12 protein-coding genes are annotated in these 12,414 nt (G+C 35.8%); 6 read left to right on the top strand and 6 right to left on the bottom strand.

Going from position 1 to position 12,414, the window contains the following annotated elements; all coding sequences use genetic code 11:
• Positions 1–3: 3 nt before the first annotated feature.
• Positions 4–384: a group III truncated hemoglobin gene (locus tag AC2A1D_RS11475; protein WP_484043778.1), complete on the bottom strand. Its 381-nt coding sequence runs from the start codon at positions 382–384 to the stop codon at positions 4–6.
• A gap of 137 nt (positions 385–521) precedes the next feature.
• Here AC2A1D_RS11475 and AC2A1D_RS11470 point away from each other — a divergent pair, with 137 nt between their 5' ends.
• The gene (locus AC2A1D_RS11470; RefSeq protein WP_484043777.1) at positions 522–1,481 is read left to right on the top strand and encodes an ion channel; all 960 of its coding nucleotides are present in this window, start codon (positions 522–524) and stop codon (positions 1,479–1,481) included.
• A 10-nt stretch (positions 1,482–1,491) separates the two neighbouring features.
• A complete protein-coding gene (locus tag AC2A1D_RS11465; protein ID WP_484043776.1) occupies positions 1,492–1,980 on the top strand; it encodes a YkgJ family cysteine cluster protein in 489 nt (162 codons plus the stop codon).
• 71 nt (positions 1,981–2,051) lie between these two features.
• Here AC2A1D_RS11465 and AC2A1D_RS11460 read toward each other — a convergent pair whose 3' ends face one another.
• From AC2A1D_RS11460 to AC2A1D_RS11445, 4 genes are all read right to left on the bottom strand, one after another.
• On the bottom strand, positions 2,052–2,417 hold the full coding sequence (locus tag AC2A1D_RS11460) for an iron chaperone (RefSeq protein ID WP_484043775.1): 366 nt from the start codon (positions 2,415–2,417) through the stop codon (positions 2,052–2,054).
• Between the two features lie 131 nt (positions 2,418–2,548).
• The gene (gene gdhA / locus AC2A1D_RS11455; RefSeq protein WP_484043774.1) at positions 2,549–3,907 is read right to left on the bottom strand and encodes an NADP-specific glutamate dehydrogenase; all 1,359 of its coding nucleotides are present in this window, start codon (positions 3,905–3,907) and stop codon (positions 2,549–2,551) included.
• 186 nt (positions 3,908–4,093) lie between these two features.
• Positions 4,094–5,200, bottom strand: coding sequence for a DNA-processing protein DprA (dprA, locus tag AC2A1D_RS11450; protein ID WP_484043773.1), 1,107 nt, complete (start codon positions 5,198–5,200; stop codon positions 4,094–4,096).
• A 27-nt stretch (positions 5,201–5,227) separates the two neighbouring features.
• A complete protein-coding gene (locus tag AC2A1D_RS11445; protein WP_484043772.1) occupies positions 5,228–6,001 on the bottom strand; it encodes a rhomboid family intramembrane serine protease in 774 nt (257 codons plus the stop codon).
• A gap of 220 nt (positions 6,002–6,221) precedes the next feature.
• On the opposite strand from AC2A1D_RS11445, the gene AC2A1D_RS11440 reads away from it, so the two are divergent.
• Positions 6,222–7,154 carry a DUF3078 domain-containing protein gene (locus AC2A1D_RS11440; RefSeq protein ID WP_484043812.1) on the top strand — a complete coding sequence of 311 codons (933 nt, stop codon included), beginning with the start codon at positions 6,222–6,224 and terminating at the stop codon, positions 7,152–7,154.
• Positions 7,155–7,316: 162 nt separating this feature from the next.
• Positions 7,317–8,240, top strand: coding sequence for a DUF3078 domain-containing protein (locus AC2A1D_RS11435; RefSeq protein WP_484043771.1), 924 nt, complete (start codon positions 7,317–7,319; stop codon positions 8,238–8,240).
• Between the two features lie 161 nt (positions 8,241–8,401).
• Here AC2A1D_RS11435 and AC2A1D_RS11430 read toward each other — a convergent pair whose 3' ends face one another.
• Positions 8,402–10,930, bottom strand: coding sequence for an ATP-dependent Clp protease ATP-binding subunit (locus AC2A1D_RS11430; protein ID WP_484043770.1), 2,529 nt, complete (start codon positions 10,928–10,930; stop codon positions 8,402–8,404).
• A 151-nt stretch (positions 10,931–11,081) separates the two neighbouring features.
• On the opposite strand from AC2A1D_RS11430, the gene AC2A1D_RS11425 reads away from it, so the two are divergent.
• Positions 11,082–11,306: a uroporphyrinogen decarboxylase gene (locus AC2A1D_RS11425; protein ID WP_484043769.1), complete on the top strand. Its 225-nt coding sequence runs from the start codon at positions 11,082–11,084 to the stop codon at positions 11,304–11,306.
• Position 11,307: 1 nt separating this feature from the next.
• Entirely contained in the window at positions 11,308–12,402 is a 1,095-nt protein-coding gene (locus tag AC2A1D_RS11420; RefSeq protein WP_484043768.1) for a glycosyltransferase, read from the top strand.
• The last annotated feature ends 12 nt before the right edge of the window (positions 12,403–12,414 follow it).

The raw sequence follows: 12,414 nt of genomic DNA, 5'->3' as shown, positions 1-12,414 counted from the left end.
TTTTTACAACCTTCTTGCTAAATCCATTTTGAAAGCCATCAATTTGGCGATATTTTCAGATTTTGTGATGGCCATATCGGTATTTTCGCCTGAGAAATTCTCAAGTAATGTTTCTTTCCAGAGTTGCAGCCATCTGTCGAAATGCTTCTGCTCCATCGCTTCTATCTCGTTGATAGGAAAATGCGCCCCCATCGGATTTCCTTTGTACGTCATTTGACCGAAAAGAATGCTTTCCCAGAAAGAATACATTTTAGGTAAATGCTGTTCGAAATCTACTTTTACCACGTCTTTAAAGAAAAAACCAATTACATCGTCTTTTACAACTTTGTTATAAAAAGAATTTACTTGTAACTCAATATCTTCTCTTGTTGCTAAATCTTTCATGTTGATAAAATTTCGAACTCAAATTTAGTTTAATTCTAAATCAGAAACCACAAGTTCCAATTGATAAAATTCATAAAAACAATATTTTATCTTTGTAGATTCTTATCACGAGAATCGTGCACAAATGACAAACAACCATGGCTAGAGGATTTAAAAAGAAAATCAATCAAAAGAAAACGGAAAACAGCGGTTTTGGATCAAGCGCTTCCGGAAGGTTTATCAATAAAGACGGGCTTCCGAATGTAAAAATTCAGGGAGTAAACTTCTTGAGCAAACTCAGTTGGTATCATACGATGCTGAATTTGTCTTCTTTCAGATTCATTTCGTATTTGGTGATAATGTATGTTCTCATCAACATATTTTTTGCCTTAATATATTACATTATCGGCGTAGAACACCTCACCGGAATCGACCAAAGCGACCCTTTGAATGAATTTATTGATGTATTTTTCTTCAGTTCCCAAACTTTTACCACCGTTGGATACGGAAGAATTGCACCTGTTGGCTTTTTGGCAAGTCTTATTGCCACTTTTGAAGCCTTTCTAGGGCTGCTTACTTTTGCAATTGCAACAGGTTTATTTTACGGAAGATTCTCCAGACCGAGAGCGTATTTAAGGTTTTCAGACATTGCGGTAATTGCTCCTTTTGAAGACAGTACTGCATTAATGTTTAGATTGGCTCCCTATAAAAACAATGCTTTAACAGATGCAGAAGTTGTTTTGGCGGTCGGAATTGAAATCACCGAAAACGGTGAAACCAAAAGTAATTTTTACAGACTGGAAACTCAACTTGCGAAGATTAACAGCTTAGCTTTAAACTGGACAGTTGTTCATAAAATAGACGAAAACTCTCCTTTCTTTGGCTTTTCTGATGATGATTTTAAGCATACAGATTTAGAAATTATTGTACACATTAGAGCTTTTGATGAAGTATTTTCGAACACCGTGGTACAGCGGTCTTCTTATCTTTCAGATGAAGTTATTTACGGCGCAAAATTCGCTCCGATGTATTATCCTGATGAAGATGGCGATACAACGGTTTTAGATTTAGAAAAAATAAATGATTACGTAGAAGCAGAGCTTCCTGCGAAAGCATAAACAATGTAAAATGGATTTAGATTTTTATAGAAAACAGGCTATTCTAAAGCAAAAAGAACACAAAAAATTTTTGGACGGACTAAAAAAGAAGCCGCCCAAAAACCTCGATTATATTGTTCAGGAAATGCACGACGAAGTTTTTGAAAAAATCGATTGCCTAAAATGCGCCAATTGCTGCAAAACAACCGGACCTCTTTATACCGAAAAAGATATTGAACGTATTTCTAAACACTTGCGTATGAAACAAGCCGATTTTGAAGCTAAATTTCTTCGTGTAGATGAAGACAACGACAAGGTGTTACAGCATCTTCCTTGCTTTTTTCTGAACGAAGACAACACTTGCTCCATTTACGATGTGCGCCCGAAAGCGTGTAGAGAATATCCGCATACAGACCGCAAAAAAATCTATCAAATCAACAATTTGATGATTAAAAACACAGTGATTTGTCCGGCTGCATATGAGTTTGTGGAGAGAATGAATACACGTTTAAAAAGTTAAAAAATACTCTTCTTTACTCTAATGATTTGAAGTTGAAAAAGGTTTCGGCGCCTTCGGCGCCGAAACCTTTTTCATTCAACCTCATCAATCTCTTTCATTCTAAACTTCACCATTTCGGCGATTAAATCCAGAGGTAAATCTTCTTTTAAAGGAAATTGAACGGCTCCTTTTGAATATTTATAATTTCTTTCAATAAAATGATTTTCAAAGCATTGGATTGCTTTTGCCATTGGATAAAACCCAATATAATTTTTATACGCCGCAAAATAAACTAAAGGTTTAGTTTTATATTTAAAAGCAGGCATTTGATATCCTATATACTCCTCAAATTCTGAGCTTTGGCGATGTACGAATTCTCGTAAAATATCAAGTTTCATCTGTACTTCTTCAGGAAAAAGCAGGAAGTATTCATCAAAATTGGAGAATGTGTTTTTCATTGGCTAAAAATAAAAAAAAGCATTGACTAAAAAAATCAATGCTTTCACTTTCACTATTACTTTTTTCCCAATTAACCCCGGGAACAGGCTGTATGAAAAAAGTCGGGAAAACCTCCCGACTTTTATTATTTTTAGACTACACCTTGAGCCAACATTGCTTCTGCTACTTTTACGAAGCCGGCGATGTTTGCCCCTTTTACGTAGTTTACATATCCGTCTTCCTCTTTACCGTAATCTCTACAAGCTTTGTGGATACCGATCATGATTTCTTTCAATCTTGCATCAACCTCTTCTGAAGTCCAGTTTAGTCTGATTGAGTTTTGAGTCATTTCAAGACCTGAAGTTGCTACACCACCTGCATTTGACGCTTTTCCTGGAGAGAATAACACTTTATTTTCAAGGAAATAATTGATTGCTTCTAAAGTTGAAGGCATGTTTGCTGCTTCTGTAACACAAACACATCCGTTTTCAACAAGGATTTTAGCATCTTCAAAATCAAGTTCGTTCTGAGTAGCCGAAGGAATTGCAACGTCGCACTTCACTTCCCAAGGTCTTTTTCCTGCGTGGAATACTGCAGATGGATATTGTTTAACATAATCTTCTGCTCTGTTGTTTCCTGAAGCTCTTAATTCTAGAAGGAAATCGATTTTTTCTCCATCAATTCCGTCTTTATCATAAACATATCCGTCTGGACCAGAAAGTGTAACCACTTTACCGCCAAGCTCGTTTACTTTTTTAATAACTCCCCAAGCTACGTTTCCGAAACCAGAAACCGTTACAATTTTATCTTTAAAAGTTTGTCCGATAGTTTTCAGCATTTGCTCAGCGAAATACACTACACCGTATCCTGTAGCTTCAGGACGGATTAATGAACCACCGTATGCAAGACCTTTACCTGTAAGTACACCTGTAAACTCGTTTCTGATTTTTTTGTACTGACCGAATAAATACCCGATTTCTCTCGCTCCTACACCGATATCTCCTGCAGGAACGTCTGTTTCAGGACCTACGTGTTTGCAAAGTTCCGTCATAAACGCTTGGCAAAAACGCATAATTTCCATATCAGATTTACCTTGAGGATCAAAATCTGCACCTCCTTTTCCTCCACCCATAGGAAGAGTTGTTAAAGAGTTTTTGAATACCTGCTCAAAAGCTAAGAATTTAAGCACAGAAAGGTTTACTGTAGGGTGAAAACGAATACCTCCTTTGTAAGGGCCAATTGCAGAGTTCATTTGAATTCTGAAACCTCTGTTTACTTGAATTTCACCTTTATCGTCAACCCAAGGAACTCTGAAAATAATAATTCTTTCAGCTTCTGCCATTCTTTCTAGCAGTTTCATTCCTGTATATTCTTTTCTGGTAAGGATAAATGGAATTACGGTTACAGCGACTTCTTTTACAGCCTGTAAGAATTCCGGTTCATTAGGATTTTTTGCCTCTATCTTGGCAATAAATTCTTGAATTTTCTGGTCAACATTATATTGTTCCATATATTAGGGTTGAAAATTATGTCAACAAATTTAATTTTTTTTTCAATATTTGCAATAGGTTATTTAATATTTGCTGAAAATTTAATAAAAATAGCGACCAATATTATTAAATCAATAATTATTCACTAATTTTTGCTAAAAATTAAATGTTATATATAAAATAATGAAATATTAAGAAATCATTAATTATAAAATGGCTAAAAATTTTCTCCCAGAAAACGATTTCACTTTGCCCAACAACTCAAGTTCTAGAATTATAGGTAATATTTTGTGAGAAGAAACTGAAATTACCTCCGCCAAATCATCTAAACATATATGAGGATTTTGAAAAATGGTTTTGTAGATCAATTCCTGATCATCAGTAAGTTGTACCTGCACCTCACTTCTAGGAAACAACTCTTCCATCGCTTCTTTCGCAGAAAAATTGAGCAACTCCAACAGATCGGAAATTGTAGAGATAGCCGTCGCTTTATTCTGATATATGAGATGATTGCAACCCTGGCTGCATTTATCTGTAATTCTTCCCGGTAATGCGTAGACATCTCTATTATATCCATTCGCAAAATTGGCGGTGCTTATAGAGCCACCTCCAAATGCTGTTTCTACAACAATTGTAGCTTCAGACAAACCTGCCACTACTCTATTTCGCTGTATGAAGTTTTCACGGTCGGGTTTTCTTGAAGAATTAAATTCGCTAAGGAGCGCACCGTTTTCTTCTAAAATTTTTTCTGAAAGCTTTTTATTTTTTGCAGGGTAGAAAGTATGGAAACCATGAGCCAAAACCCCAATGGTTGGAATATGATTTTTAAGTGAGTTTTCGTGAACCTCTTTATCTACACCAAGAGCAAGACCACTTACCGATATAAATTTTGATTTTGCCTCTAAAAAGAAAGACTCTATAAAATTCTTGCCATAGTCTGTTATATTTCTTGTTCCTACAAGGCTTATTTTTTTTAAAGCCTCATCAAACTGTCCTTTCTGATACAGAATTGCTGGTGCATCATCACACTGAGCAAGTAAAAAAGGCAAATCTCCGTTATGTTTTAGTCGGATTTTGATTTGATTTTTTTCGCAAAACAGAAGCTCTTTCTCTGCAAAACGCAAATGATCTACACTTCCTATTTCTGAAACTATTTTCTGGCCAACCCCGGGAATTTTAGAAATTTCTTTTTTTGGCCTTTGCCAAACAGATTTTGCATCGCCTAAAACTGCGACCAGCTTCTGAAAGTTGAGATCTCCAATATTAGCACATTGTCGCAGCGCAATGGAGTAAAGATGCTCTTCTGTGTACATTTGTGTATTTTACTCAAATATAACAAATTAAGATTTACTTTTTCTTAATTCTTCTAAGCGATCCCAAATATCGTCTTCCTTTTTATAAGGTAATTCAGAAAAATCTTCAGGATACTTTTCTTTGTATTCCTGCCACAGTTTATCGTCTTTCTCACTATAATAATTAGGAAATTCCCAAATAAATTTTTTCTTTTTTTCTCCCGATTTTTTGAAAGTATAAGCTAAAACGCTCCCTACGATTGCACCTGCAAGATGCGCCTGCCAAGAAATTTTACTGGGCTCTTGTAAATCATTAAACAATTCCTCTGGAAACATGCCCCAAACCAAACTTCCGTAGTATAATACAACAAGTAAAGAAATGGTGAGAAGTTTCATATTCCAACGAAAAACCCCGCTAAAGAAAAGGAAGAATGCCAAAACATAAACCACTCCACTCGCTCCAATGGTACAGGTATAAAGATAATCGCCTGTAAGGATATCTACCGGAGGTAACACCCAAACCAAAAAACCTGTTCCCAACCACCCCAAAATAAAAACTTTATGTGCAACATTGGGATAAAACTGGTAAAGAAGAAACATCAAAAAAACGATCGGAATAGAGTTACTTACAATATGATCTAAACTCCCATGAAGCAAAGGCGATGTGACAATCCCCAAAAGACCTTCTGGCAATAAAGGAATGATGGCTCCGAAGCAACTGTCGAAAAAACCTTGCTTCTGAAGAAGAAAGCCAAACCACATCGCAGCAAGCATCAACAAAGGATAAAGCCACGCGTTTTTTGATATTACATTTTTAAACATACACATCTAACACTCAAAACGAAAGCCAAGAATAAATTTCGGAAATTTTGACTTTATTTTTATTGTTTCAGTTATTATTCAGACATAAAGTTTGATTCTATGTACAATTCTAGACAAGACTGTAGCTTGTTAAGATTTAAGAAAAACAATCCCTTTCGCGTGGCCTCAAAAAATTTATATTATTATTTTTGTTTAAAAAAAGAAATTTCCAGGTATGAAAATGAAAAAATTGTATTTGCTGTTTCTATTATATTTCAGCATTCAATTCAATGCACAAGTTATTATTTCTGATTCTACAGCTGTAGATACTATCAAAAAACCAAGATATTGGTCTATCTCCGGTCAAAACGCTCTTATGCTGAACCAAGCCGCCTTCTCTAATTGGGTGGGAGGTGGAGCCAATAATATTGGCTGGCTCGCCAGTGTAAATGAAAACCTCACCTACGAAAGAGGAAAGGATATTTGGGAAAACATCTTCATCCTTAATTATGGCCAAAACACCACTCAAGGAATAGGTACTCGAAAAACCCAAGATTTCATAAATGTTTCTACTAATTACGGAAGACAGTTTTCTAAAAGTTGGTATGCTTCGGTTGGCGCAAGCTTTCAGTCGCAATTCACAACAGGATACGAAGATGGAAACAATCCTGAAGCCGCAAAAATTTCAGACTTCATGGCTCCCGCTTATGTAAATGCAGGGGTCGGAGTTACCTACAGACCAAATGATAACCTTACGGTAATTATGCGCCCCGCCAATGCAAGATTCACCTTTGTTTTAGATAAAGACTTACAGGTTGCCGGTACTTATGGTTTAAAAAATGATGGAGACAGTATGTTGATACAGTTCGGTTTCTACGGAAATGCAGTGTATAAAATTAAATTGATGGAGAATATAGAAATGGTAAACACTGGCTCTGTCTTTTCTAACTATTTAGAAAATCCCGATCACTTGGTTTTAGCATATAATATGTTATTGAAAATGAAAATTAATAAGCATATTTCTTCTAATATAACTTTAGATCTTTTATACGATCACAATCAAATCCAAAAAACCCAGTTGAAGCAGACTTTAGGAGTGGGTTTTGCGTACAATCTGGACAACGGCGTAAAAAGATCGAGCAAAAAAGACAACCAAATGTGGTTAAAAAAATAAAAATTACCCATTTTACCAACACAAAATTTTCTTAAAACGCCAGTATTGGTTCTTCAATTTGTTAAACGTTTTATCACTTTTAAATAAGTAAAATATCAGCAAAATGATACCACAAAAATTTTATTTATATTTTTGTGCCATAAAACGTTTAACAAATTGATTATGAAGAAATTTTTATTTCCCCTTTCCCTATTTATTGGGGGCGTTGTTTCGGCACAAGAAACACCAGAAAATCAACCTGTTGTAGACACAACAAAAGCATGGTCTATTCAAGGGCAAAATACTTTAATGCTGAACCAAGCTGCTTTTTCAAACTGGGTTGGTGGAGGAGCCAACAACGTGGGTTGGCTTGCTGGAGCAAATTATAACTTAACCTACGAAAAAGGTAAATACCTTTGGGAAAACCTTATCGTTCTTGGATACGGACAAAACAACACACAAGGTATTGGCACTAGAAAAACTCAGGATGTCATCAATCTTTCTACCAATTTCGGAAAAGAATTTGCGAAAAGCTGGTATTTTTCTGCGGGAGCCAGTTTAATTTCTCAATTTGCACCTGGTTACGAAGATGGAAACAACCCTGCAGCAACAAAAATTTCAAATTTCATGGCTCCTGGTTACGTGAATATCGGTGCGGGTGTTACATACAGACCCAATGATAATTTTACCATGACTATAAGACCTACCAACGCAAGAATGACTTTTGTTTTAGACAAAGACCTTCAAACAGCAGGAACGTATGGTCTAAAAAATGATGGAGATTCTATGTTGTTCCAGTTCGGTTTTTTAGCGACAGCGCAGTATAAAATGAAGTTGATGGAAAATATTACTTTGCTAAATACTGGTTCTGTTTTCTCAAACTACTTAGACCATCCTGAACGACTGGTTTTGATGTACGGAGCGGTTTTAAACATGAAAATCAACAAATACATTTCTACCAACGTAACTCTTGATGTAATGTACGATCATAACCAAATCCAAAAAACTCAGTTGAAACAAACATTGGGAGTTGGCCTTGCTTACAACATCAACAACGGAGTAAAAAGATCTGCGAAAACAGACAACCAAAGCTGGTTGAAAAAATAATTTGAAAGGAGTCCCGAAGGGACGAATTAGTAAAAGATAGGATGAAGTCCTATCATAATTAATGGAAAAAAGTTTCGGCGAGCCTTTGGCTCGCCGAAACTTTTCTAAAAAGGCTACCTTAAATTTGAGGTAGCCTTTTTTTTATAGTCAATAATTACTTTTTAAGAAGTTTTTTCTGCTGATTTTTTAGTTTTAGCAGCTTTCCCTTCCAAACCGTCTTTAGCTTCATTTACATCTAAAACCACTGTTTCGCCTTCAGACAATTGTTTATTCACAAGCATTTCTGCTAATAAATCTTCAATATACTTCTGGATAGCTCTCTTCAATGGTCTTGCTCCAAAATCTTTATCCCAACCTTTTTCTGAGATAAAATCTTTAGCCTCCTCAGTAAGTTCTACTTTGTAGCCTAACTTATCTAGTCTGCTGTACAGTTTGTTCAATTCAAGGTCGATAATTTTCTTGATATCTTCTTTTTCAAGTGCGTTGAAGATTACAATATCATCAATTCTGTTCAGGAATTCTGGTGAGAATGCTTTCTTAAGTGCATTTTCAATCGTGCTTCTTGCTCTTGAATCTGAAGTCGTTTTCTTCGCTGAAGTTCCAAAACCAACACCATCACCAAAGTCTTTAAGATCTCTTGTACCGATGTTTGAAGTAAGGATAATGATGGTATTTCTAAAATCAATCTTTCTACCTAAGCTGTCTGTAACGTGACCTTCATCTAGAATCTGCAACAAGATATTGAAAACATCTGGATGCGCTTTTTCAATCTCATCCAAAAGTACTACCGCATAAGGTTTTCTTCTTACCGCTTCTGTCAATTGGCCTCCTTCTTCGTAACCAACATATCCTGGAGGCGCACCAACCAATCTTGATACCGCAAATTTCTCCATGTACTCACTCATATCGATTCTGATTAAAGATTCATCAGATTCGAAAAGTTCTCTTGCCATTACTTTAGCCAACTCAGTTTTACCAACCCCAGTTGTTCCTAAGAAAATGAATGTACCAATTGGACGGTTCGGATCTTTCAGACCAGCTCTGTTTCTTTGAATTGCCTTCACAACTTTTTTCACAGCGTCTTCCTGACCGATAACTTTTCCGTTTAGATTCATATCCATTCCGGCAAGTTTATCAAGTTCGTTTTTACCTACTTTGGTTACAGGAACGCCGCTCATCATAGAAACTACTTCAGCTACATTTTCCTCAGAAACGGTTTCTTTTTTCTCTTTTACATCTTTATCCCACTTGTCCTGCGCAGAATTAAGCTCCATTTGAAGTCTTTCTTCTTCATCTTTCAGTTTTCTAGCTTCAAGATAATCTTGGGCTTTTACTGCTTTCTGCTTTAATTCTTTTACCTCTTCAATTTTCTTTTCAAAATCGATAATTTCGGTAGGAACTTTCATATTTTTAATATACACACGAGATCCTGCTTCATCCATCGCGTCAATTGCTTTGTCTGGTAAAAATCTGTCGGTAATGTATCTTGAAGTAAGGTTCACACAAGCTGCAATTGCTTCTGGTGTGTAAATTACGTTGTGATGCTCTTCGTATTTATCTTTAATTTGATTTAAGATTTGAATCGTCTCATCAATAGAAGTTGGCTCTACCATCACTTTTTGGAATCTTCTTTCCAAAGCACCATCTTTCTCGATGTACTGTCTGTATTCGTCCAAAGTTGTAGCTCCAATGCATTGAATTTCTCCTCTCGCCAAAGCTGGCTTAAACATATTTGAAGCATCCAAACTTCCCGTAGAACTTCCTGCACCAACAATGGTATGAAGCTCATCGATAAATAAGATAACGTCTCTGTTTTTCTCCAACTCGGTCATTATCGCCTTCATTCTTTCCTCAAACTGACCACGATATTTTGTTCCGGCAACCAAACTCGCCAAATCTAAAGTAATTACACGTTTCCCATAAAGAACACGCGATACTTTTTTCTGTTGAATTCTTAACGCCAAACCTTCAGCAATCGCAGATTTACCTACTCCTGGTTCACCAATAAGAAGTGGGTTATTTTTCTTTCTACGAGAGAGAATTTGAGAAACTCTTTCAATTTCTTTTTCACGCCCAATTACAGGATCAAGCTTTCCGTCTCTTGCCAATGAAGTAAGATCTCTACCAAAATTATCCAACGTTGGCGTTTTGCTTTTCGCTGAACCTAAATTTCCGGTAGGCTTTCTCATTTGCTCGAAATCTTCTCTTTCCTCATCGTCGTCATAAGCACTCATTTGTGGCGCTTGCCCAGAATTTTTCAGCATCGTTTGATATTCTTTAGAAACACCTTCATAGTCTATATCATAAGCTCCTAAAATATTAGAAGAAGGATCTTCATATTTATAAAGAATACCTAAAAGTAGATGAACAGTATTTATTTCATTACTTTTATATTGTCTGCATTCTAGCTCAGCACGCTTTACTGCATGATCTGCCATTTTTGTAAACGAAATATTGGTAACTTCTTCAGAAATAGGATTAAGACTTGCTGCATTCAGAGTTTCAATTTTTCTTCTGATTTGTGTAAGATCCGCATTAAGGCTTTGAAGGATTTCTTTTGCAGAGTTTTCTGTTTTTATTATCCCTAAAAGTAGATGCTCTGTATTTAGAAATTCACTTTTCAGCCTTCTCGCTTCGCTTTTGCTTTGTTTGAACACTTGGCTCAAACCCTGTGAAAACTTGTAATCCATAATATAACTCATTAGAATAAAAGCAACATTGCTTTTAATTCAATATCTAAGTTACAAATATTTTACCAAAAAACAATCTCTGACTTTATGGCAGAAAATTGTTTTTTTATCTTATTGAAAATGACTAAGTTTGTTGCCCTAAAATTACATTATGACTCCCGAAATAGCATCTTATGTTGGCTACGCTGCCTCTTTTTTTATTGTGCTGAGTTTTATTTTGAAAGACCTCAGCAAAATTAGAATTGTAAATCTTATTGGTTGCATCTGTTTTGTAATCTATGGTGTTTTCAGCGGAATGCTTTGGCCAGTAATTATCCCAAATGCAATTCTTTGTTTTGTACAAGTGTACCATTTAATTGCAGGAAAAAAGAAATAATATGCAGAAAAAAGTTCTCATTTCCGCTTTCAGCAATCTGTACACAGACCAACGTATCGAAAAGATTTGCAGAACTTTACATGAAAACGGCTACGACATCGAATTAATTGGCAACGACTGGAACGGAGCCGAAAAAATGACAAGACCTTATCCGTTTGTCAGAATTTCTTTGTTGTCTAAAAGCTTAAAAACAGCGTATTTCGAATTCAACTGGAAATTATATCAGATTTTAAAGAAGAAAGCTACCGAAAATACAATTCTTTACGCCAACGATTTGGATGCGCTTCTTCCGAACTATTTACTTTCAAAAAAATTAAACATTCCTCTTATTTTTGATAGCCATGAAATTTTCTCCGAAATGCCCGCCATTCAAGGGAAAACTTCGCAAAAAATATGGCGACGTTTGGAAAAATCTTTAGTTCCAAATATCAAATTGATGATTACAGCGAGCTCTGGCTACGCACATTGGTTTCATAACAAATACGGCGTAAATCCTGTTGTGGTACAAAACGCTCCCAGAAAAATTCCCACCCAAATTTCTATCCCAGAAAACAATCCTAAAATCCTTTTGTATCAAGGTGCCATAAACCCTTTTCGCGGAATCGATAAGGCGATTTTAGCGATGCATCATTTAGAAAATGTTATCTTCAAAATTGCAGGAGACGGGCCCAAAAAGCAAGAATATGAAGAATTGGTTATTCGAGAAAACTTGCAAGAAAAAGTTCAGTTTTTAGGGAAAATTCATCCGGATGATTTAAGAAAAATCACAACTAAGGCAGATTGCGGCATGAGTATCGAAGAAAATGGAGGAAAAAGCTATTATTATTCTTTGCCGAATAAGGTTTTAGACTGCATTCAGGCGCGAGTTCCTTTGGTTTTATCTCCGCTTCCGGAAATGAAAAACATTAAAGAACAGTACAATATTGGCGAAATTATTAAAAATCATGAACCTCAAAATATTGCGGCTGCAATTCAGAAAATTTTAGAAAAGGGGCGACAAGCCTATCAATCAGAGCTTGAAAAAGCTGCCGAAAAACTTTGTTGGGAAAATGAAGAGGTAAAATTGCTCGAAATTTTATGTAGAGCTTCGCAATAATTCTCGAAACAG

The organism is Chryseobacterium sp. HNCC26DJ239 (assembly GCF_057180445.1).
Note: the sequence above shows the minus strand (reverse complement) of the source record. Positions and strands in the feature narration are given on the sequence as shown.

Coding starts and splice junctions, on each gene's coding strand:
- AC2A1D_RS11445 (WP_484043772.1), bottom strand. CDS start 6,001: ATGTTTAAAAATGTAATATCAAAAAACGCGTGGCTTTATCCTTTGTTG.
- gdhA (WP_484043774.1), bottom strand. CDS start 3,907: ATGGAACAATATAATGTTGACCAGAAAATTCAAGAATTTATTGCCAAG.
- dprA (WP_484043773.1), bottom strand. CDS start 5,200: ATGTACACAGAAGAGCATCTTTACTCCATTGCGCTGCGACAATGTGCT.
- AC2A1D_RS11465 (WP_484043776.1), top strand. CDS start 1,492: ATGGATTTAGATTTTTATAGAAAACAGGCTATTCTAAAGCAAAAAGAA.
- AC2A1D_RS11435 (WP_484043771.1), top strand. CDS start 7,317: ATGAAGAAATTTTTATTTCCCCTTTCCCTATTTATTGGGGGCGTTGTT.
- AC2A1D_RS11430 (WP_484043770.1), bottom strand. CDS start 10,930: ATGGATTACAAGTTTTCACAGGGTTTGAGCCAAGTGTTCAAACAAAGC.
- AC2A1D_RS11425 (WP_484043769.1), top strand. CDS start 11,082: ATGACTCCCGAAATAGCATCTTATGTTGGCTACGCTGCCTCTTTTTTT.
- AC2A1D_RS11460 (WP_484043775.1), bottom strand. CDS start 2,417: ATGAAAAACACATTCTCCAATTTTGATGAATACTTCCTGCTTTTTCCT.
- AC2A1D_RS11420 (WP_484043768.1), top strand. CDS start 11,308: ATGCAGAAAAAAGTTCTCATTTCCGCTTTCAGCAATCTGTACACAGAC.
- AC2A1D_RS11475 (WP_484043778.1), bottom strand. CDS start 384: ATGAAAGATTTAGCAACAAGAGAAGATATTGAGTTACAAGTAAATTCT.
- AC2A1D_RS11470 (WP_484043777.1), top strand. CDS start 522: ATGGCTAGAGGATTTAAAAAGAAAATCAATCAAAAGAAAACGGAAAAC.
- AC2A1D_RS11440 (WP_484043812.1), top strand. CDS start 6,222: ATGAAAAAATTGTATTTGCTGTTTCTATTATATTTCAGCATTCAATTC.